The organism is Micromonospora halotolerans (assembly GCF_032108445.1).
Taxonomy (GTDB): domain Bacteria; phylum Actinomycetota; class Actinomycetes; order Mycobacteriales; family Micromonosporaceae; genus Micromonospora; species Micromonospora halotolerans.
This window is the reverse complement of the sequence record NZ_CP134876.1, coordinates 4,377,739-4,399,202: the sequence shown is the minus strand read 5'-3', so window position 1 is coordinate 4,399,202 and position 21,464 is coordinate 4,377,739. Positions and strand designations below refer to the sequence as shown.

17 protein-coding genes and 1 pseudogene are annotated in these 21,464 nt (G+C 71.3%); 6 read left to right on the top strand and 12 right to left on the bottom strand.

Features of this window, described 5'->3' with window-relative positions:
* Window positions 1-152 precede the first annotated feature (152 nt).
* The 8 genes and pseudogenes from RMN56_RS20845 to imuA' form a co-directional block, all read right to left on the bottom strand.
* Window positions 153-548 (bottom strand): SCO2097 family morphological protein, encoded by a 396-nt coding sequence (locus RMN56_RS20845; RefSeq protein ID WP_091268111.1) that lies wholly within the window; start codon window positions 546-548, stop codon window positions 153-155.
* 115 nt (window positions 549-663) lie between these two features.
* On the bottom strand, window positions 664-1,923 hold the full coding sequence (locus RMN56_RS20840) for a DNA polymerase IV (RefSeq protein ID WP_313719189.1): 1,260 nt from the start codon (window positions 1,921-1,923) through the stop codon (window positions 664-666).
* A gap of 56 nt (window positions 1,924-1,979) precedes the next feature.
* Window positions 1,980-3,143 carry an alkaline phosphatase family protein gene (locus RMN56_RS20835; RefSeq protein WP_313719188.1) on the bottom strand — a complete coding sequence of 388 codons (1,164 nt, stop codon included), beginning with the start codon at window positions 3,141-3,143 and terminating at the stop codon, window positions 1,980-1,982.
* Window positions 3,140-3,889: a methyltransferase domain-containing protein gene (locus RMN56_RS20830; RefSeq protein ID WP_313719187.1), complete on the bottom strand. Its 750-nt coding sequence runs from the start codon at window positions 3,887-3,889 to the stop codon at window positions 3,140-3,142. The genes RMN56_RS20835 and RMN56_RS20830 overlap by 4 nt, the downstream gene beginning before the upstream one ends.
* Before the next feature lie 14 nt (window positions 3,890-3,903).
* Window positions 3,904-4,083, bottom strand: coding sequence for a hypothetical protein (locus RMN56_RS20825; RefSeq protein WP_313719185.1), 180 nt, complete (start codon window positions 4,081-4,083; stop codon window positions 3,904-3,906).
* Between the two features lie 96 nt (window positions 4,084-4,179).
* Window positions 4,180-7,557 (bottom strand): error-prone DNA polymerase, encoded by a 3,378-nt coding sequence (locus RMN56_RS20820; protein ID WP_313719184.1) that lies wholly within the window; start codon window positions 7,555-7,557, stop codon window positions 4,180-4,182.
* A 429-nt stretch (window positions 7,558-7,986) separates the two neighbouring features.
* Complete coding sequence (locus tag RMN56_RS20815; RefSeq protein ID WP_313719183.1) at window positions 7,987-9,786, bottom strand: DNA polymerase Y family protein; 1,800 nt, start codon at window positions 9,784-9,786, stop codon at window positions 7,987-7,989.
* A pseudogene (gene imuA', locus RMN56_RS20810) lies at window positions 9,783-10,244 on the bottom strand (DnaE2-dependent mutagenesis accessory factor ImuA'); the annotation flags it as partial. The gene RMN56_RS20815 and the pseudogene imuA', both read right to left, overlap by 4 nt.
* Window positions 10,245-10,473: 229 nt before the next feature.
* On the opposite strand from imuA', the gene RMN56_RS20805 reads away from it, so the two are divergent.
* The 3 genes from RMN56_RS20805 (at window position 10,474) to RMN56_RS20795 (ending at window position 14,084) form a co-directional block, all read left to right on the top strand.
* Window positions 10,474-11,586: a tyrosine-type recombinase/integrase gene (locus tag RMN56_RS20805; RefSeq protein WP_313719181.1), complete on the top strand. Its 1,113-nt coding sequence runs from the start codon at window positions 10,474-10,476 to the stop codon at window positions 11,584-11,586.
* Window positions 11,583-11,912 (top strand): helix-turn-helix domain-containing protein, encoded by a 330-nt coding sequence (locus RMN56_RS20800; RefSeq protein ID WP_313719180.1) that lies wholly within the window; start codon window positions 11,583-11,585, stop codon window positions 11,910-11,912. The genes RMN56_RS20805 and RMN56_RS20800 overlap by 4 nt, the downstream gene beginning before the upstream one ends.
* 1,038 nt (window positions 11,913-12,950) lie before the next feature.
* Window positions 12,951-14,084 carry a site-specific integrase gene (locus RMN56_RS20795; protein ID WP_313719179.1) on the top strand — a complete coding sequence of 378 codons (1,134 nt, stop codon included), beginning with the start codon at window positions 12,951-12,953 and terminating at the stop codon, window positions 14,082-14,084.
* Between the two features lie 296 nt (window positions 14,085-14,380).
* Here the strand turns inward: RMN56_RS20795 and RMN56_RS20790 are convergent, their stop codons facing one another.
* Genes RMN56_RS20790 through RMN56_RS20780 form a run of 3 tightly spaced genes read right to left on the bottom strand, consistent with a single transcriptional unit; the run spans window position 14,381 to window position 18,074 of the window.
* Window positions 14,381-15,967 (bottom strand): hypothetical protein, encoded by a 1,587-nt coding sequence (locus RMN56_RS20790; protein WP_313719178.1) that lies wholly within the window; start codon window positions 15,965-15,967, stop codon window positions 14,381-14,383.
* Window positions 15,964-17,172 carry a hypothetical protein gene (locus tag RMN56_RS20785; protein WP_376787212.1) on the bottom strand — a complete coding sequence of 403 codons (1,209 nt, stop codon included), beginning with the start codon at window positions 17,170-17,172 and terminating at the stop codon, window positions 15,964-15,966. Before RMN56_RS20785 ends, RMN56_RS20790 begins: the two co-directional genes overlap by 4 nt.
* Window positions 17,160-18,074, bottom strand: a complete 915-nt coding sequence (locus RMN56_RS20780; protein WP_313719177.1) for a hypothetical protein — start codon at window positions 18,072-18,074, stop codon at window positions 17,160-17,162. The genes RMN56_RS20785 and RMN56_RS20780 overlap by 13 nt, the downstream gene beginning before the upstream one ends.
* 710 nt (window positions 18,075-18,784) lie before the next feature.
* Between RMN56_RS20780 and RMN56_RS20775 the strand changes: the two genes are divergently transcribed.
* Window positions 18,785-19,333: a hypothetical protein gene (locus tag RMN56_RS20775; protein ID WP_313719176.1), complete on the top strand. Its 549-nt coding sequence runs from the start codon at window positions 18,785-18,787 to the stop codon at window positions 19,331-19,333.
* Between the two features lie 366 nt (window positions 19,334-19,699).
* On the opposite strand, the gene RMN56_RS20770 is transcribed toward RMN56_RS20775, so the two are convergent.
* Window positions 19,700-19,915, bottom strand: coding sequence for a hypothetical protein (locus RMN56_RS20770; protein ID WP_313719175.1), 216 nt, complete (start codon window positions 19,913-19,915; stop codon window positions 19,700-19,702).
* A 378-nt stretch (window positions 19,916-20,293) separates the two neighbouring features.
* Between RMN56_RS20770 and RMN56_RS20765 the strand changes: the two genes are divergently transcribed.
* Both RMN56_RS20765 and RMN56_RS20760 read left to right on the top strand, forming a co-directional pair.
* Entirely contained in the window at window positions 20,294-20,419 is a 126-nt protein-coding gene (locus RMN56_RS20765; RefSeq protein ID WP_313719174.1) for a hypothetical protein, read from the top strand.
* Between the two features lie 367 nt (window positions 20,420-20,786).
* Window positions 20,787-21,368, top strand: coding sequence for a hypothetical protein (locus RMN56_RS20760; protein ID WP_313719173.1), 582 nt, complete (start codon window positions 20,787-20,789; stop codon window positions 21,366-21,368).
* The last annotated feature ends 96 nt before the right edge of the window (window positions 21,369-21,464 follow it).

Sequence of the window (21,464 nt, the reverse complement as noted above, 5' to 3'; positions counted from 1 at the left end):
CGGGGAGCGGCGCGTATCGAGCGGGGCTTGGTCGGGCGGGGACGGGGCGTCGGTCAAAGAGGAGGATCGGGGCGCGCGGAAGCGACAACGCTCGCCGGGCGTGCCGGCGATCCGCTGTCGCGAGGACCCGCCCGGTCAGGGGCGGGGCGTGCTCAGCGGTGGCCCTCCGGGCGCTGCCGCCAGCGGTCCTCCATCCGGTCGAGGAAGGAGCCCCGGCGGCCGCTGCGGCCACGGGGACGACGACGGCTCGTCGTGCCGCCGACCACGTGCAGGTCGGGCGACTGGGATCGGCGGTGCGACTGCACCGCGTAGCCCAACGAGGCCAGCATGACGACAAAGCCCGCCACGGCCAGCGGGGGCGTCTTGATCACGGCACCGTAGATCAACAGGGCCAGACCAGCGATGACCACGCCGGCAGCGACGAGCACGCGACGCCGCGCGTGGAAACGCGGGTCGCTGGCGCGCACGGCCGAGGCGAATTTGGGGTCCTCGGCAAGCGACCGCTCGATCTGCTCGAACAGCCGCTGCTCGTGCTCCGAGAGCGGCACGGCACTCCTCCCCGGTCACGTTGGTCGGCCCGCTCGGGCCGACAGACCGTGGCAGCCATCCGGCTGCTTACCCGCAAGTCTACGAGGGGGCTCGCGCGTCGGAAAGCGGGACGACCTACGGCCGGGTCGGTTTTTCGCCGCGCCGGGCATCACGCCTGCCGAGAAGACTGGCCGGACCTATGACGGACCGCCCGAATCGGGCGGCCGCGGCGTCGGCCGCCGCCTCCGCCTCCCGCCAGCCGCGCTCGGGCGCGCCCAGGGTGAGCTGCTGCGGCGTCTCCTCCGCGGCGGCCAGACCCTCCATCCGGACGCCGACCAGGCGGACCGGCTCGCCGGGGGCCAGGGCGGTCCAGAGCGCCCAGGCAGTGTCGAACATCTCCCGGGCGGTGTCGGTGGGCACACCGAGCGTGCGGGAACGGCTGACCGTGCGGAAGTCGGCCAACCGCACCTTGAGCGACACGGTGCGCCCGACCTGGCCCGCCGCGCGCAGCCGGGCACCGGCCTTCTCGGCGAGGGCCAGCAGCGCGCGCCGGATCTCCGCCGGGTCGGTGACATCGGTGTCGAAGGTGACCTCCGCGCCGATCGACTTCTCCACATGCTCCGGGGAGACCCGGCGTGGGTCCCGCCCCCAGGCCAGCTCGTGCAGGTGGCCGGCGGACGCCTCACCCACCGCGCGGCGGAGCAGGCCCGGCGGCGCCTCGGCCAGGTCGCGCACGGTGCGCAGGCCGAGCCGGTGCAGCGCCTCGGCGGAGCGCTCCCCCACCCCCCACAGCGCGGCCACCGGCAGCGGGTGCAGGAACTCCAGCACCCGGGCGGCGGGCACCACGAGCAGGCCGTCCGGCTTGGCCCGGGTGGAGCCGAGCTTCGCCACGAACTTGCTCGACGCCACACCGACCGAGCAGGTCAGCTCCTGCTCCTCGGACACCCGCCGGCGGATCAGCCGGGCGATCTCGGTGGGGGTGCCGAAGAGCCGCCGGGCGCCGGCCACGTCGAGGAACGCCTCGTCCAGCGAGAGCGGCTCGACCAGCGGGGTGACGTCGCGGAAGATCCGCATGACCGCCCGGGACGCGGCCGAGTAGGCGGTGAAGTCGGGCGGCAGGTAGACCGCCTGCGGGCAGAGCGCCCGGGCCCGGGCGGTGGGCATGGCGCTGCGGACGCCGAAGCGGCGGGCCTCGTAGCTGGCCGAGCTGACCACCCCGCGCGGCCCGATCCCGCCCACCACGACGGGGCGGCCGCGCAGCTCGGGGCGGCGGCGGACCTCGACCGAGGCGAAGAAGGCGTCCATGTCGACGTGCAGGATGGGGCAGCCGGTGTCGTCGGCGTCCGGCCCGAAGCGCGGATCACCGCCCCGGGGCAACGACTGGCTGCGGCCCATCCCCGCAGGCTAGCCGCCCGGTCCGACAGTCCCGCCGGCCGATCGCCCGCGTCGGGTCAGCCGCGGACCACGAGCAGCGGGATGATCATCTCGGCCGCGGTGTCCGCGCCGTGGTACGCGACCAGCCGGGACTCGATCGGCTTCTCCGAGCGGGTGGCGACCACCGCGTACGTGCCGCGGCAGACCACCACCACGTCGCCGATCCGGCCCAGGTGCGCCTCCGGCACCGGGCCGAACCAGCCGGTGGCCACCGCCTCGGCCCGGGTCAGCACCCGGGCGGCGCCGTCCAGCACCGCCGACCAGGCGGCCACCACGTCGGCCGTGGCGCCCGGCTCGACGTGCAGGTAGCGGACCCGGGGCTCGCCGGCCACCACCCGGACGCCGGCCCGCAGCCGGGGGTCGGTGTCCAGGTCGATCCGGTGCTCGTCGGGCACGTCGAGCTGCCCGTGGTCGGCGGTGACCAGCAGCGCGGCGTCCGGCGGCAGCCCGTCGACCAGCCGGGCGAGCAGCCGGTCCACCTCGGCGGCGGCCAGCCGCCACGGCGCGGAGTCCACGCCGCTGAGGTGCCCGTGCCGGTCCAGGTCGGGGTGGTAGCCGGAGACCAGGGTCGGCCCGGGACCGGCCGACAGGGCGGCGAGCATCCGCTCGGCGACCGCGTCGGCGCCGGCCGCGCCCCGGTAGTCGCCGCCCCGGTTCGCGGCCAGGGTGAGACCGCTGCCGCCGTACTCGGGGCGGCTCACCACGGTGACCGCCACCCCGGCGGCGCGGGCCCGCTCGTACCAGGTGGTGACTGGCTGCCAGCGCAGCGGCTCCGGGTCGCCGGCCCACTCGATGTGGCTGAGCACCCGGTCGGTGCCGGGCACCCGCACCTTGAAGCCGAGCACCCCGTGGGCGCCGGACGGGGTGCCGGTGCCGAGGCTGACCAGGCTCGTCGGGGTGGTCGAGGGGAAGCCGGCGGTGAGCGGGACGCCGACCGTGGCGGCCAGCCCGGCGAGCGTCGGCGCGTACGGGGCGGCGGTGGGGATCTGGTACCAACCGAGCCCGTCGACCAGCAGCACGGCGATCCGGCGCACCCCGGCCAGCCGGGGCGCCAGGCCGAGCAGGTCGGCGGCGCCGGGCACACCGAGCAGCGCGAGCGCGCTGGGCAGCACGTCGGCCAGGCTGCCGCCGCCGTAGCGGGGCGCGACCCGGTCGAGCGGGTCCACCGCCGGGCCGGTCATGCCGGGCGGCGGGCGAACAGGTGCAGCTGGGCGGCGAGGTCGCGGTACGGCGGCCGGGCCGCCAGGGCCCGTTCCAGCTCGACCAGGGCGGTGGGCTGGCCGTCCGCCACGGCGGCCGGGAGCAGGTCGGCGAGCACGCGTACGCCGTGGATCTCCTCGACGGTGAGACCGGCGGCGGCGAGCAGCGCGGTGGCCTCGTCGGCGTCGTAGCGGCGGCGCAGGGTGTCCCGGGGGCCGGCGGTGCCGGCCGGGTCGGCGGCGAGCGCGGCGGCCACGTCCAGGTGGCCGTTCATGGCCCGGGCCAGCACGGCGGCGGCCCGTCCGGCGACCAGCACGCTGGCCGCGCCACCGGGGCGCAGGGCGGCGGCCAGCGCGGCCACCACCGGGGCGGGGTCGTCCACGACCTCCAGTACCGAGTGGCAGAGCACCAGGTCGGCGGTGGCCGGCTCGACCAGCCCGGCGAGCGCGTCGCCGTCGCCCTGCACGGCGCGTACCCGCTCGGCAACCCCGGCCTCGGCGGCCCGGCGGGTCAGCGCGGCGAGCGCGTCGGGGCTGGCGTCGACGACGGTGACCTGGTGGCCGGCCTCGGCGAGCGGGACGGCGAAGCCGCCGGTCCCGCCGCCGACGTCGAGGACGGTGAGCCGCTCGCCGGCCCGCCGGTCCAGCTCGGCCCGGAGCACCGCCCAGATGACGGCGGTGCGGGGGGTCAGGGTTCGGGTCCGGTCCACGCCGCCGAGCCTAGTCACCCCCGGGCCCGGGGTCAGGACTCGCCACCGCCGGCAGGGTCCTCCTCGGCGCGGGACCGCTGGGCGTTGGCCACCGGCCCTTCGGTCACCTGGTATTCCCGCGGCTCCACCTCGTGGGTGGGCGCCCAGCCGGCGCCGAGCCGGGTCCGCCGGGCGTTCGCCACGCCACCGGGGTACGTGCTGTGAAAGGTCATCGGTTCATCCCCCATACCCGGGTGGGCCACTCTGCCCACCCGTGCCGGGAGTCTCCCGCCTCCGGGGCCCGGAAACCGTAATGTGGATCACTCCACTCACCGGAAATCCCGGGACGCCGGCGTGACGGGCGGCTCGATCGCGTCCAGCCGGTCCGCGGTGAGGCTGGTGACGCCCTCGTGCCGCTGCAACCGGCCCCGCACCACCAGCGCGCCGCTGGTGCGGGCGACTCGACGGTAGCGCTGCCAGAGCCCCGGGGAGCAAGTGACATTGAGCATGCCGGTCTCGTCCTCCAGGTTGAGGAACGTGACCCCGCCGGCGGTCGCCGGCCGCTGCCGGTGGGTGACGATCCCGCCGACCCGGATCCGCTGCCCGGGCTCCACCCGGCCCAGCCGGGCGATCGGCACCGCGCCGAGGGCGTCCAGCCGGTCCCGGATGAACCGGGCCGGGTGACTCTCCGGGGACAGGCCGGTGGCCCAGACGTCGGCGACCAGGCGGTCCACCGCCTCCATCCCGGGCAGGGTGGGCGGGGCCGTGCCGGTCACCGTGCCGGGCAGCCGGCCGGGCCGGTCCTGCGCCGCCGCGCCGGCGGCCCAGAGGGCCTGCCGGCGGGTCAGCCCGAAACAGGCGAAGGCGTCCGCGGTGGCCAGCGCCTCCAGGTGCGCCGCCGTCAGGCCGACCCGGCGGGCCAGGTCCGGCATGTCCCGGTACGGCCCGTGCGCCGTCCGCTCCGCCTCGATCCGCTCGGCCACCTCGTCGCCGAGGGTACGCACGCCCGACAGCCCCAGCCGGACCGCCGGGCCGCCCAGCCCCCAGGCGTGCGGCGGCTCACCCGGCTGGCTCCCCCACCGGGTCTCCGGCGTGGACTCCAGGACCGCCTTGGCGCCGCTGGCGTTGATGTCCGGCCGGCGGACCTCGACGCCGTGCCGGCGGGCGTCGTCGACCAGGGTCTGCGGCGAGTAGAAACCCATCGGCTGGGCGTTGAGCAGCGCGGCCAGGAACGGGCCCGGGTGGTAGCGCTTCAGCCAGGAACTGGCATACACCAGGTAGGCGAAGCTCATGGCGTGGCTCTCCGGGAAGCCGTAGCTGGCGAACGCGGTGAGCTTGCGGTAGACGTCGTCGGCCAGCTCGCCGGTGATGCCCCGCTCGGCCATCCCGGCGTAGAGCCGGTCGGCGATCTGCGCCATCCGCTCCACCGAGCGCTTCGCCCCCATGGCCCGGCGCAGCTGGTCGGCCCCGGCCGCGTCGAAGCCGGCCAGGTCGATGGCGAGCTGCATGAGCTGCTCCTGGAACAGCGGCACGCCGAGGGTCTTCTCCAGCGCGTTGCGCATCAGCGGGTGCGCGAAGGTCACCGGCTCCTGGCCGTTCTTGCGCCGGATGTACGGGTGCACCGAGCCGCCCTGGATCGGGCCCGGCCGGATCAGCGCCACCTCCACCACCAGGTCGTAGAACTCGCGGGGCTTGAGCCGGGGCAGGGTGGCCATCTGGGCGCGGCTCTCCACCTGGAACACCCCGACCGAGTCGGCCCGGCAGAGCATGTCGTAGACCTCGGGGTCGTCCAGGGTCATGTCGCCCAGGTCCAGGCTCATCCCGATCAGGTCGTAGCCGTAGTGCAGCGCGGAGAGCATGCCGAGGCCGAGCAGGTCGAACTTGACCAGGCCGACGGCGGCGCAGTCGTCCTTGTCCCACTGGAGCACGCTGCGGCCGGGCATCCGCCCCCACTCCACCGGGCAGACCTCGATCACCGGCCGGTCGCAGATCACCATGCCGCCGGAGTGGATGCCCAGGTGCCGGGGGAACGTCTGCAACTCGTTGGCGTACGCCACCACCTGCTCGGGGATGTCCTCCACGTCGACCGCCGCGACCGAGCCCCAGCGGTCGATCTGCTTGCTCCAGGCGTCCTGCTGCCCGGGCGAGAAGCCGAAGGCCTTGGCCACGTCCCGCACCGCCGACCGCGGCCGGTAGGAGATGACGTTGGCGACCTGGGCGGTGTGCTCCCGGCCGTACCGGGCGTAGACGTGCTGGATCACCTCCTCCCGGCGGTCGGACTCGATGTCCACGTCGATGTCGGGCGGGCCGTCCCGCTCGGGGGCGAGGAAACGCTCGAAGAGCAGCCGGTGCCGCACCGCGTCCACGTTGGTGATCCGCAGCGCGTAGCAGACCGCCGAGTTGGCCGCCGAGCCCCGGCCCTGGCAGTAGATGTCCTGCTCGCGGCAGAACGCGACGATGTCGTAGACCACCAGGAAGTAGCCGGGGAAGCCCAGGTCGGAGATCATCCGCAGCTCGTGCTCCAGCTGCGCGTACGCCTCCGGGTGCGCCTCGGGCGGGCCGTAGCGCTCCCGGGCGCCGGCCATGGTGAGGTGGCGCAGCCAGCTCATCTCGGTGTGCCCCGGCGGCACCGGGTACGCCGGCAGCTGCGGTGCGACCAGTTGCAGGTCGAAGGCGAGTTCCGCGCCGAACTCGGCGGCCCGGGCCACCGCACCCGGGTACGCGGCGAACCGCGCCGCCATCTCGGCGCCGCTGCGCAGGTGGGCGGTGGCGGCGGCGGGCAGCCAGCCGTCGATCTCGTCGAGGCTGCGCCGGGCCCGCACCGCCGCCACGGTGGTGGCCAGCCGGCGCCGCCCCGGGGTGGCGTAGTGCACGTTGTTGGTGGCCACCGTGGGCAGCCCCGCCGCGGCGGCCAGCTCGGCCAGCGCGTCGTTGCGGTCGGCGTCGAGCGGGTGGCCGTGGTCGGTCAGCTCCACCGCCACCGTCTCGGCGCCGAAGAGCGCGGTGAGCCGGTCCAGCTCCCGGGCCGCCGCGTCCACGCCCTCGGTGAGCAGCGCGCCGGGCACGTGCCCCTTGCGGCAGCCGGTGAGCACCAGCACGTGGTCGCGCAGCTCGGCGGCGACCTCCTCCAGCTCGCCGTAGACCGGGCGGCCCTTCTCCCCGCCACGCAGCTGCGCCCGGGCGATGGTGGCGGCGAGCCGGGCGTACCCCTCGTGGCCGTGTGCCAGCACCAGCAGGTGCGCGCCGTGCGGGTCCGGCTCGCCGTTCTGCGGGCCGGGCAGCCCGAGGGAGAGCTCCGCGCCGAAGACCGTGGGCAGGTGCAGCGCGCGGGCCGCCTCGGCGAAGCGCACCACCCCGTAGAAGCCGTCGTGGTCGGTGACGGCGAGCGCCGTGAGCCCCAGCCGGGCGGCCTCCTCGGCCAGCTCCTCCGGGTGGCTGGCGCCGTCGAGGAAGCTGAAGTTGGAGTGCGCGTGCAGCTCCGCGTAGGGGACCGCATCGTCGGGGCGGGGCAGCTCCGGCGGCGCGTACTCCTGCCGCTTGCGGCTCCACGCCGGGGAGTCGCCGCCGTCGGCGTCGACCGCGAGCGGGTCCACCACGTGCAGGTGCCGCTCGCCCCTGGGACGCCCCTTGCCGGACCGCCCGTCGGGCCGCCCGGAGAGCACCTGCTCCAGCTCCGACCAGGGCATCTTCGGGTTGTGGAAGCTCACCGGCCGGCTCCCGAGCGGTTCCGCGTCGACATCGTGGCCGGTTGCGGCCTCCGCAGGGGCCGGATTCCTCCAGAATCTGGTTCCGCAGGATCTGGTTCCGCCCCCGCCGGGCGGCGGGTGACTGTTGGTTGACTACGAACTTGATGACGCAGATGAATCGCGGGAGCGGGAACGGGAACGGGAGCCAACGGCGATCCGTTCACGTCATCAAGTTCGTAGCTTCCGACGGGTAAGAGCCGGCGCGGCACGTCGGCACACCACACGACCAAGGCACGCAGCGCCGGCCGGCGCGGCACGTCGGCACACCGCACGACCGAGGCACGCAGCGCGGGCCGGCGCGGCACGTCGGCGCACCACTCGGCCGGAGCACACCGCACGGCCGAAGCACAGCCCGCGACCAAGGCACGCAGCGCGGCCGAGGCACGGCGCTCAGTCATAGATCGCCTCCACCAGCCACTGGCCGCCCTCGACCGCGAGCAGCAGGGCGGCCCCGTCGGCCAGGCAGACCTGGAACCGGGCCCGGCGGCGGGCCTCGGCCGGCGCCCACCAGCGCTCGTCCACCGGCCACGGGCCGGCCCATCCGACGATCTCGGCGGGCCGGCCGGCGCCGACGGTCAGCCGGGCGGGTGCCGCGCTGACCGCCAGCCGGGCGCTGACCACGACCGGCTCGCCGGCGGCGTCGCGCACGTCGGCGGCCAGCGGGGCGGGCAGGACGACGGCCGGCGCGGGCGGCGGGATCCGCCCCGGCCACGGCGGCACCGGCGCCGCCGCACCGCTGCGGGACGGGCGGCCCCCCGAGCGTGCACCGGCCCGGTCCGGACGCGCCACCGCACCGACCCGGGGCCGCCCGGTCGGCACCGTCGGCTCGCCGGCCGGCACAGGCGCGGCAACCGCCACGGGCTCGCCGGCCGGCACGGGCGCGGCAACCGGCGTAGGCCCGGCACTCGGCACAGGCCCGGCGGCCGGGGCGGGATCGGCGGCCGGCAGGGGTGGCGGGCCGGGGCGGGCGGGCAGGCGCTCGTCGCCCCACGGGACCAGGCGCACCTGGTCGGCCGGGGAGCGCCCGCCCCCGAGCACGGCGGTGACCACCGCCTCGGGACCGAGGATGCCCTGCACCCGGCTCAACGCGCGGTGCGCCCGCTCCCGCTCCTCGCCCGTCTCCCCCCAGAGGCCGGATTGCAGGCCGGCCTGGGCGAGCACCCCGGCCGGCACCAGCCGCAGCCGGATGATCCCGGCGGTGGGGCGGGCCGGGCGGGCTCCGCCCCGGCCGTTGCTGCCGGAGAGCCAGCCGTCGAGCTGCCAGCGGACCCGGTCGGCGATGGCCGCCGCGGTGAGCAGGCCGTCGTGCCGCCAGACCCGGTGCAGCTCCTGGCCGTGCGCGGTGACCGCCTCGATGCCGAGCCGGGTGCAGGCCAGCCCGTGCGCCGCCAGCCGCTCGTGCAGTTGCTCGGCCAGCGTCCGGGCGGCGAACGCCGCGGCGTCGACCCGGTCGATCGGCTCGTCGTGGTCGGCGGTGACGGTCAGGTCGGCGGGCGGCTGCCGGACCGCGAGCGGCCGGTGGTCCCGGCCGGCGGCGAGCCGGTGGGCCAGCGCCCCGTCGAAGCCGAACCGGGCCAGCACGTCCCCGGCGGGCAGCGCGGCGAAGTCGCCGAGGGTGCGGACACCCAGCCGGCGCAGCAGGTCGGTCAGGGTGGGCCGGCCGAGCGCCTCGACGGGCAGGCCGGCCAGGAACTCCGGGGTCCCGCCGGGAGGCACGATCCGCCCGTCCCGGGCGGCCAGCCCGGCGGCGAAGACCCCGTCGGCGATGCCGACCTGGCTCTCCACCGCGCAGGTCTGGGCGACGTGCTCGACGATCCGCTCGGCCGCCGCCTCCTCGCCGCCCAGGTAGCGGCTGGGGCCCCGGGCGGCCAGCGCGCAGGCACCGGGGCGGATCACCTCGACCCCGGCGACGACCTCCTCGACGGCGGCCACCACCGGCTCGAACGCCCGGGCGTCCCGGGCGGGGTCGTGGTCGACGACGGTGAGCTGCGGGCAGCGCCCCTGCGCCTCCCGCCGGCGCAGCCCCCGGCGGACGCCCTCGGCGCGGGCCTGCTCGGAGCAGGCGACCACCCGGTTGGCGTGCAGCACGGCGACCGGCTCGGTGGCGGGCACCCCGTCGACGATCTCGGCGGCGAGGACCGGCCAGTCCGGGCACCAGAGCAGCAGGGTCCGCGCCGGCGCACCGCTCATGCCGACCCGACCACGGTGAGCGGCCGGACGGCGGCAGCGGCGGCCGGGGCCACCACGCGGAACCGCCGGGGCGCGGCGGCGCGGACAGGGCCGCCGCCGGTCGACCGGGGGATCACCCGGGTCAGCTCGTCGCCGGGCAGCCAGACCTTGATCTCCTTGGGGCGGGCGGCCGCGCCCCGGCCACGGGCCGAGACGGTCACCTCCCGGCGACGCAGCCGGCCCCGGCCCGGCCCGAGCCCCTCCCAGACCCCGCGGACCACCTGGAGCGTCACGTCCGCGCCGTCCCACCGGCCGTACGGGACGAGCACGCTGCCGCGCTGCCGGGCCCGGGCGGCCAGCCGGTTGGCGACCGAGGAGGAGACCGTGGTCGGCACGGCGGTGACCACCACGTCGACCCCGTCGATGAGCGCGGCGACGACGGTGGGCCACTCCAGCCCGGGGTTCGGCACCAGGGCAACTGGAGTACGCGCGGGTTGGTTTTGGCGCTCCGATGGGCCACCAGTGCGTTTTTGCTGGCGAGCCAGCTGACGATCGCCTGACGAGAAGGCCCAGGATCCCAGCAGTAACTCTTGGAATCTAGCAGTAGCTCGACTAATCTCACGCTTCATGGCCAATTCTGAGACCCGCCCCCTCTCATTGGTGTCAGCTCAGGCCACCCCCACGGGCGACTCCGCCAGGATAGAACATGTGTTCGACAGCGAGTTGGCAGAGGTGGTGACCCTGCAGCGTCGGCGAAAAACCAAGGCGCAGGGCGACGATGAGGAGGGGTTCTTCCTCGACACGATCGCGGAGTACCAGTGGGCGCGGGATGTCGCCGGCTTGGCCGCGACGACGTTGGAGCGGCTGGTCAGGCCGATCGTGGAGATCTGCGAGCACTACGGGCTGGCGCCGTGGCGGTTGACGCCGCGGCATCTGGACATGTACTTCGCCGGGCCAGGCAAGCGAGGCCGGTCAACGATGCGGCAGAAGATGAACACCCTGGACGGGTACTTCGCGTTCCTGGAGCAGCGGTACGCCGGGGAGATTGCCCGCCGGTTTGGAGTGGCGGTTGAGTCTCCGGTTGATCCCTTCAACCGGCCGCGCCACCGTGGGGACTTTGGGCTGCGGGTGCCGCCTTCCCGGCAGGCGGTTCGGGAGTTCTTCAGCGCGTGGCGGGAGTCGCTGCGGTCGAGCCGGAAGCCGTCGGTGGCGTACCGCGACTATGTGATGGCGAAGATCGCCTACCTGTCTGGGGTGCGGGCAGCGGAGTTGTGCCAGGTCCAGATGCGCGACGTGCACTGGGAGTCGGGACAGTGGGGCAGATTCCTGGTGGCGGGTAAAGGCGCCCGCGGGTCGGGGCCGCGGCACCGAGAGGCTTATCTGTTCGCCGAGGGCCGGGAGTTGCTGTGGTGGTACGTGGAGGAGATCCGGGGGCTGTTCCACGACGATCCGAACGACCGACACGCTCCGCTGTGGCCATCGGAGCGATTACCGCCAGCGGCGGCCATGCTGAACCTGACCGGGGTATCGCCGTCGATCTCGCCCTCCACCTTCCGCAACGCGCTCAAGCGGGCCGGGCACCGATTCCTGCCAGGCCCAGTGCATGATCTCCATCCGCACCTGCTGCGGCATGCCTGTGCAACACACAACTACGAGTCCGGAATGTCGCTGTGGGAGGTCCAGAAGCTCCTCGGGCATGATCGAACGACCACAACGGTGCGGTACTTGTCTACGGTGCAGGCGGACCCAGAGATGGCTGCGGTCGCATCGGCCACTCGAGCCGCCCAGCGGCTGGTCGCTGACAAGGGGAACCTTCGATGAAGTGGAATCTGCGGTGGGCCGCCGCCCGGCGTGACATTTGGCGGCCCAGCGATCTCAAGACTGCGTTCGAACAGGTGGGATTCACTCCCTCACTCAGCAAGGTCGCGGCGTTGTGGAGTGCCAAGCCAGTGACAGTTCGACTCGACGATCTCGACATGATCTGTGCTGCGCTGAACTGTACGGTCGCCGATTTACTGGAGGCCGAACCCGTCGCGGTCAACCTGCCACAGGAAAGATCACGTCGAGCGGTCGGCGAGACCGATGGACCGGCCAGGCCGACACCGCGCCGACCCGGGGGACGCGGACCTCTGCTCCCACCGAACTGACCCGTGTCGCGCAAGCCAAGCCTCGGCCAATGCCCGATCTGCCTCGGGTGGGGGCGATTACTCGGGCCGAAATACTGCGCGACGTGCGTCGCCTTCATGCGCACGCCTCGGAAGAGGGTGGAGTGCCAGCGGTGCGGACACGACAGTCTGGTCAATTTGGAGCGGCTGTGTCGTCCGTGCGCCCTAGCCGTGCGCTACGGCGACCTCGATTGGTGCCTGCACCCGGTCAGGAGGACGGCAACACAACTGGCCTTCATCCTTCCAGAACTGCGGTTGTCCACTCAGCCCGCTCGAACCCCGACGCGCGCCAAGCCACCAGAGTGGGCCGCAGCTGCCCTCGCTGAAAGACGGGCGGCCAGTTCAGTTAATGACCCGCGAGTCTGTCCACCTCAGCTAACCGGCCAACTGCCTTTGATTGACTTTGTGCCCCGGACGTTGACCATCGAACATGCCAAGCGAATCAGGGATCGCCGCTCCGCCGGCTACGACGCGGCCTTGCGAGCTGTCGCGAATTGCAAACCCAACCGCAGCACCGGGTGGCGGGAGCAGGTTCGGCAAATGGTGCGGTTGGCGTTGGCGATCCGCGATGCCGAGGGGCGGCCCCTGGTAGAACCGCGCTGGCTAGTTGACCTTCCTCATCTGCAGAACGCTACCGCCCTCATTCTGCGCCAAGCCGGGCTGTTGGCCGACTCCGGGTGGCGCCCTCCGTCCCCACAACCCAATCTCCTCCCAGACTCAGGCCTGCCGAATAGGTATTATCGGCCGGCCCGCCCCAAAAGCTGTGACCAGTGCCAATCATGGGGTTACTCCGACCGCTGTGACGCCTGTCGCGGCTGGACAGTCAACCATCCCACGATCGGCACGTGCACCCGCTGTCACTATTCTCGTCTGCCCCTGCGTGAGGGTAGGTGCCGGGCCTGTCACGTCCACGTTGCTCGCAACGGGCCAACCGCACGGAAATCCAGATGGGTCCAGCTGTGGTTTGGCGGTGAACTAGCCGTTCGCCTGATAACTCCGGAAGGCACGCTCGGCTACCGCGTGACTGACCGCAACCCCGGCCGAACACTGGCCATCGCCGCTGCGAGGCCACATCGGCAAACATCGCCGCATCTACTCATCCCTGACCAGCTCGAACTATTTTCCGCTGTCAGGCATTGGGGTGCGGTCGCACGTTTGCCGCTTCCAGCACTTACTCCAGCCGCCGTCGATCTGCTCCAAAGGCTTAAAGATGAGGCTCAGGAACGGAACTGGCCTCAGGGCACCGTTTACGAAGTCGAGCGGACACTGCGCTTGGCGGTGGCGTGGCTTGGTGCAGATGCGCCAATCCGCGAGGCGGACATCCGCGCGATCTGTGAGCACGCGCCAAAGACCACGGTCAAGCGGACTCTGCAATTCCTCAGAGCTCACGGTCGACTTATCCCAGAAGTCACCGGACCTTGCGCGGATGAACGCGCCGTCAGAGCAGCAGTGCACGCTCTGCCGAATGGCATTGGAGATGAAGTGCAGCGCTGGGTTAAGGTGTTGCGTGGTCAAGGTAGCCGGCGGCATCAATCACTTAGCTGGGCAACCATCCGCCGGTACCTCACAAGCATGCAGCCACTCCTCCTCGACTGGTCCAACCAGGCAGGCAGCCTGCGAGAGATCACTCACGAACAAATCCGAAGCACGCTACGAACCCTACGGGGACACAATGCTCACAGATCAGCAACGGCCTTGCGCAGCCTCTTTAGAGCCCTCAAGCAAGAAAAGATCATCTTCGCTGATCCCACGAAAGGAATCAGAGTCGCCGACGTCGTCACGCTACCTCGCCCGCTACCATCCGATCAGCTCCGGAAGCTCTTCACCGAAACCGAGGAGCCACTCACACGACTGGTCATAGCACTCACAGCGGTGCACGCCATCACCCGCCACGAGATTCGCCATCTGCGCATGGAGGACCTCGACCTACCACGCGGACGAATCACGCTCCGTCGCGATGGCCGATCGCACATCCGTCGCTTGGAGCCGCTCACCTACAAGCTTATGCAGACATGGCTGACGGAACGGGCGCGGAGGTGGCCGCGAACACTCAATTCCCACCTGCTGCTGACTGCGCGCACCGCTAGCGATGATCGCCACCCACCCATTAGCACCAAGGCCATTTCCTATCGGCTGCAGCGCTTTGGACGTTAGCGCAAATCAATTACGTGCCGACCGAATCCTATACGAGGCATATGAAACGGCAGATCCGGTTCATCTCGTGAGGGTCTTTGGCATCTCCGTCGAGACCGCCATACGATACGTGCACGCTGCCCACCCCGAACGCCAGGCAACCCTACCGAGATAGCTATCTGTGCAAATGTTCGGCAATGAGGGGATAGTACGATAAGCGTGATGATGTTGTGAGTCCGAGGGTCAGTCGTCGCTGCTGGTGGTTCGTCGAGCGTATTCGGCGCCAAAGGCGACAGATCGACCAGCAGAGCCGGTGGCTACTCCGCCAGCTCGGGCGGTTGCGATACTTTGACCCGGCGCGGATGGAAGATCTCGTGAGCGATGCGGGCATGGCGAACGGATGTCTCGCTGTCCTGCGCGTCGGCGTACAGCACGGCGGCGAGTGCGCGGCCTTTGATCGCTGCGTCGTGGTATTCCCGCGCCCGCGCCTCGGCTTCGTCCGCACGGTTGCTGGTCTCGGCCAGCAACCGTTGGTAGTGGTATGACCCCGCGGATGCGCCGATCGCCAGGAAGACCAGCGCCTGCAACGCCCCGATCGCGAGCCACGCGTTCGACCCGGCGGTGATCCGCTCGAATAGCAGGGACAGCCCGACGGCCAAGGTCAGGCCAACGACGAGCAGCAGGACGCCGTGGCGTACTGACTTCATGGGCTTCTCCTCGGTAAGAGCGAACTCGATGACACGGGCGCGCAGGCGCGCGTAACGCCAGCGGGAGAGCGCGTAGTGGACGATCCAGCGCAGCTGGTCGAGGCGTGGAGCGCCCTCGATGTCCGGACTCATCGTGTGGGTCTCGGCGACGGACAGGTTGGCGGCGTTCCCGTCGGCGCACGTCAGTACCGGCAGCCAGCGGTTGCCGATCGCGAGCAACGCGGGATCGGGCTCTGCGGACCGAGCGGCGATTAGGGTGGCCAGCCGGACGCCCAGCTCCCCGCCGACGGTCACGGTCGGCAGCTCTGTGGCGCGGATCAGTAGGTCGCGCGCTTCTTGCGGCCGGTCGCGCTGCCACGCAGCCTCGGCGGCCAGCACAAGACCGTCCGGGCCCAGTTCCGTTGAAGCAGCGGTGCGTTCGCACCACGCGGACAAGCGCCGGCGGTCCCGGCCGAGGGCGTAGGAGTACCCGATGAGCAGCTGCGTGTAGGAGGGGACCACCCACTTGAGCGGATCAGCGTCGCCGCGTGCCCGGTCGACGTACCGCGCCGCTACAGCGGCCAGCCGGTACCGCCCGGTCAGCAGGTAGTCCATGAGCAGGCGGCCACCCGGGTCGGTCGGCTCGATGCGCGGACGGCGATCCAACGCCTGCGGACGGTGCCAGACCAGCCGGTACGCATCACCCGCCGAGACCGGTGGCACGGCGAGTAGCCGGCGCGGCGTAACGCGGGTGACCAACTCGATGCCGGCGGACAGGGCGATGCCCGCCTGCCGGGCAATCGTGACCCCGCCCTCGACCGGGCGCAGCACAACGTCGTCCCGTCTTATCGGCGGTGGGACGACCGGCCGGCTCCATGGCACGACCTCGACGGCGAGGCCGCGTGGCGCCTCCTGCCTGCCGGCCGCGCCCGGTTCGGGCACCAACATCTCCGGCGACAGCACCGCCTCGTGGCGTTCGCCCCGCTCGACTGCGATGGTGTAGATGAGCGGTGCGTGCCCAGGCACCTCAACCTCAAGGACGATCCGGCCGGGCGGTACTGGAGTCCGTTCGCCGGGCGCTGTGACGATGTCGAACCCGCCGGCGGCCCGGATCCGCACCGGCACGAACGCGAAAAGCTCACCGTCGGGCCGCTCCTGCCGCCGCCACGTCACGGTGACGCTCGCGTCATCCACATGGGAAAGTCGGGGCATCGTCACGGCGCGTCCTTTCCGGTCGCCGCAGCGATGCGCCGATCGGCGACGACCGTGAGCTGGTACGGCCGCTGCGATGCGGTCGTGTGCACCCAGTAGACGCCGGCGGTCAGCGGTACACTGACCGCCCGGCCGCTCAGCTCGTGACGCGCCACCACGGCGTCGGTGCCGCCATCGAGGACCTCGACACCGAGGGTCTCCCCGGCGGTGGATGGCTGCCAGTGCAGCTCGACGTGGAACGTCGGGGCTGGCTCCGGCTGATTGAGCCCGACGTCGTAGTCCCAGGCAGTTACCACGGGCTCGGCCTTGCCCTGCCGGTCACGGAGCAGGTCGCGCACGGTCGGCGGTAGCAGCTGGCGGAGCCGGCGGGGGGTGACTGCGTACCGGTTGTCCTCGCCGATGGCGCCGGCCCGGCACATGAGGCGCTCGCGGAACTCGGCGGTGTCCCGTCCGACCAGTGCCTGCGACAGAACAGTGCCGAGGCGCGAGCTGAGTGACCAGGTCTCCGTCCCGATGCGGGGCGAGATGACGACCTGGTTAGTGGTGCCCTGATGCTCCTCGCAGGCCGCGGCCTCGGGAGGCCCGATGCCGATGCCACCGCTGCCGCTGTTCGGCGGCACGTCCCGGACGACGGCGCACAGGTCCCACACAAAGAGGTTCACCCGGGCTCGGCGGAAGGACATATTCTGCCGGATCACCGTCAGGTTCATGGCGTAGTTGTACGGTTCGTCGACGTACCCGGCCCGGGACAGGAACGCCCACTGCGCCTCGTTCGGCGTGATCACTCCGTGGGCCGCCACGTACAGCAGCGCGACGTTGTCGGCGTGGTCGTTGCAGTCTGTGGCCCAGGCCTCTAGCGCGTCGGTCACATGGTCGTAGCTGGCCTCTTGCCATGTCCGGGCACCGGTGAGCAGGTAGTCGGACTGGTCCGGCAGGGGCGACATCAACAGCCGAACTGTGCGTAGCGGCATCCCGCGCGGATGGCGGAAATCGTCGACGAGGAAGCGTGCGAAGTGCGAGGCCGCCGGCGCGGTGCCGCGCAGTATCGGGAACCGCCGCTTTCCGAGGCGCCGCGGAGGCCGGTAATCACTGACTCCGATTACGAGCGCGTGTACGCCCGCCTGGCTCTCCCCCTCGGCCGGGCATCGGTGGTGGTACAAGGTGCTCTCGTCGTGGTCGCACGCGGCCGTTACGGCCATCATTGCTCGCACTTCGCGACGTTGGACACCTTTGCGATGTCACCGGCGGCGATCGTCTGCACCCGCCCGGCGGCGCTGTGTATCCGGATCGTCCCGGCGGCGGTACTGCTGACCAAGTCGCCGCAGACCGTTGAGCCGTCGGTCTGGGTCACCTCTACCCGTGGCGTCGGCGGCGCTGACCCAAACCAGATGATGCCCGCTGCCACGCAGAGCGCCACAACCGCCGTCAACGCCAAGTACACGCCGCGGCGCAGGTTGTCGGCGGCTGCGCGCGGTGCGGCCCGGCGCTTCCGCCACCACTTGCGCAGCCCCGAGACGTTCGAGGTATCGACCACCCGCGGCCAGCCGTACGCGGCGCAGTATGTCGAGATCACGGCCAAAGCGGCGACGACGACGGCGAGGATTAGCGCCGTGGCTAGCACCCCCTTCGCCACCCCGGCAACGCCGCCGAACGCATCCTTGCCGAACGCAATCCCGCTGAGGCTGAATAACCCGAGCAGCGCGGTGACACCAGCAACCCACTTCTCGGCGGCCGCGCGCACCGCCGCCTCCTGCGCCACACGACCGGACGCGGCCAGCTCGTCTGCCGCGAGCTTGAGGGTCTCGTCGAGCTCCGGCACCACCGGCGGCACGTGGCCCTCGGGCCGGATCCGCGCATACCACCAGCGGCCGCAGGACGGGTGCCGCGTCACGCCTTCCAGATGGCTCTGCCTGCAACGGCAGTCGATGCGGCGCGGGGCTCCGTCCGCTTCGCGCGGCGCGATGCCCTGCGCCACAGCGTCCGACTCGAAGTCGTACGTCATGCGATGGTGGCAGGCAGGGCAGCGTCCCTGTGCGGTGTCCTCGTTACGGTCGACCGTCCAGTCGGCGAGATCACCTGGGGTCAGCCGCACTTCATCGACGAGGTACCTCACCAGCACAGTATGTGATCGGTTCGACATTGAAGGCGATCAGCCAAATGGCTCTGCCGGCGTACGGAATGGCCAGCGGGTCTGTCGGAACCCCGACAATGGCGAGTAGGTCCCGACGGCGACTCGGCTGTCACGGGCGGTACGGCTATGCCCGCGAACCGCCCGTGAACCCCGTCCAGCATCGCCCCGCAGCCAGCAACGTCTAGCCACTGATGATCATGCTGTGGCACGCTCGCACCAATCGGGCCAGCACCATCACGCAGCACAGCTGCCATACGTGCGCCTGTGCCGCAAGGCAGCGCCGGCGCGGCGTCGCGCATCGGGGCCCTGTCCGTACGCGCCGGAGGCGCTCCTGACCGATGTAACCGCTAACCCGCCCCGCCAAAGGCCATCGCCACAAGACAGCAGCGGTTCCGGGGCAATAGACTTGCGACCTTGGATCCGGCCTGGGGACAGGGGCGGCGAATGCCTCGGAAAAAGATGTGGGTTGAGTACGACGACGGATCGCATCTGTCGAAGTCGCAGAAGAAACCCGGCGAGTACAGCCCCCTAACCCGTGAAGATGGCACCAACAAGCTCGGTCACGTCACGTCACGCTGAGCGACATCGACGAGGACGACGAAGAAGATCTGTGGGTCTACACCGAGGATTCGAGCGGGCCCGACAGACCGGCGGCACCGGTGGAGCCGTGGTTGTCGGAGCGGGACAGGGAGATGCTCACCGCCCTGCTCACTGCCGCAGTACAGAAAGCCCAACCGCATGTGACGAGATGGCTGGAGCAGGCGGTGCCTGTCGTGACGTCGACGTGGAATCGATTCATATTCCGCGGGACCGCCGGCCCGGCCACCCGCGCCCAGCATGTCCCGGCGGCAGAGGCCGCGTCCCCGACCGAGACGCAGGAAGTGGTCGACGCACTCGAGGCGTACCGGGCCAGCATGAGCACCGACGAAGCACAGAACCGTTTCCTGGCGGCCCTCGTGACCCGGCTGTACAACGACGAGCAGCTCAGGGTTCTCCGGGAAGCCCGGATCGAGGACGTCAATGACCTCCTGGTGCTGGATAGCACGGTGGAGGCGCCGACCGCAGACCGTCTCCGGGCAGCCATCATGGCGCTGGTCGAGGAGAATCCGTCCCTGCTCGGCGACGGTGCGCCGGCTGAACTCGGGAGAATCCTCGGTGGACGCCGGACCGAGGCAGCCGGTGTCCCCTTGCCCGGCGGTCGGGCGACGGCGCGGCCGCGCCGAACCGAGCGCGGGCAGTAGCCGCGCGGCCGAGGCTCTGCGAACGTGCGCTGGCAGCCGCGCACCTGGTCGATGAGCCGGCGCTCCTGCTGCTGGTCGTCGCGCTGCTCACAGCCAGTCTGCTCACCGTTTGAGTCATCTGGTCGATCGTGCCCAAGGTGGGCACGGCTCTGCTCGCTAGGGCGGCGCCTTCGGCGCGACCTTGCTCGTCGTGCTCACCGCCTTCAAACTCGTTATGAAGTGTGACGAGGCACAAGCGAGCGGACCCGGCACCACCCGGTTTGGCTCCGACCGACGCATGTGATGACGTTCACGTTCACTTGCGGGGGGCTGGTTCGTCCTCAACAGTGGATTCACCAACCACGACCGGAGTTTTGCCTCGGGGTCTCACCAGCCCATGAAAGGGACGAGCCTGTCCCGCGAAGGGTTATAGATGGTGAGCGGTTTCGTGGTTCGCGTGCTCTGGCTGGCCATCGCGATCTTGGCAGCCAGCCTCGCAGGGACAATCGCCAGCTGGGTCTCTTGGGCTTCCGAGCCGAGTGTCGGCAAGGCGTTGGCCTCAGGCGGTGCAACGTTCGGCGGCATGGCCACCTTGATTCTCACGGCAGTCACCTTTGTCACCAAGCGAGACGCCTAGGGCTGAGTCACGTCTTCCTCTCCACCTCACAGCGGCGTTTCCTCCCCGGGACGCCGTCTGGCACACGTCGTGCTGGTTCCCTCAACTGCGGGGTACCGCTCCAGACCGGTCAGCTTTGGCGCTGGGGCCGACTCTTCCGCGGCTTCACCGCGTCCTCGGCTGCCTTCATCGTGACGTCGTGCCCCGCGTCGGCGGCGTACGACCCGGCTGGCCCTCGCTGATAGTCCTATGCGGCACCCTGTGTTGCTGGCGCCAGGGCCGCGGCGCCAGCGAGGTCACGCCGGTCATGCCCGCCACCCCGCATTCGGCGACCAATAGCGCCCGGGAGTGGGTTCTCGTCGGCGGTGATGCGGGCCGCCGGCGAGAACGGCAACCTCGACGGCGCACGGTCGATGAAGACGCCCATTGCCGTCACCGTCGCCGCCGTCATGGCCATACTGCTGATCTCGGTGTGGATCATCTTGACGTAAGTCCTGCTGGTGGGGTGGCTCCATGCCCGAGCCACCCCCTACCGGGGAGAACGGCCTCGACACCCCACCCGCCCACGGTCGTCATGGCCTGCTGGGCCACGCGCCGGTCCACCGGCGACGGGTTAACAAAGAACGCAGGCTGCGGCTGCGCGCGCACGAGGTCTACCAGTTCGGCGGAGACGCCCCCAGCCTGCCGGCGGCTGCAGTAAATCTTCGCCGCTCTGACGACTCGTCACATGCCGTGAGCTGAGCTGCCCCAACTCGTTCCTTCGGCATGGACACAAAGTGCATGCCTAAGGGTTGTCAGGTATCCGCTTTGGACTTACTCTGATACCGCAAGCCAACAGCGTTATCAGTTAGGAGCTACATGATCCACCTGAAGATCGGTGCACCCCGTCCCGCCGACGACGATGACCCGATGAGCCGCGACTGGGTCGGCTGGACCCCGGAGCAGACCCCGCAGCAGATCTACGACCGCAACCGCGGCATCTGGTCGCTCGGCTCCCGAGCCGAACGCCAGCGGTACACCGTCTTCTCCTCCCTCATCACCGGCATGAACGTGGCCGTCATCGAGAACACCGGCATCGAGAACGTCGCCGGCGGCAAGCGCGCCGTCGTCGGCCGGATACTCGAGCCTGGCCACCCGGTCCATGACGCGCTGATCAACCAGCCCGCCCTCGATAACTACCGCAACCCAGTGACCTACCCCGACCACTCGGTCGACCACCAGCGCACCTGTGCCTGCAGTTGCGGCGAGGCGGTCGCGGGCGCGCGACTGTTCCTGCCGGGCCATGACCAGCGGGCCATCCACACCCGCATCGCCGCCCAGTGGGGCGACACCCTGGGCTTCATCCGCTGGTTCGACGACAACTTCGGTGCCCCCGCTCACGCTGCTGATGCGGCGGCGGCAGAGCGGCAGACAGGTGATCCGCGGGATCGCGGGCGCTGAGGACACCTCGGCCCACCAGCAGCCCTCATATGCCCCTGAGGCCGGGCCGCTCTTGACCCGGCCATGATTGGTTGTCCCGACCATGGGAGGTGTCTT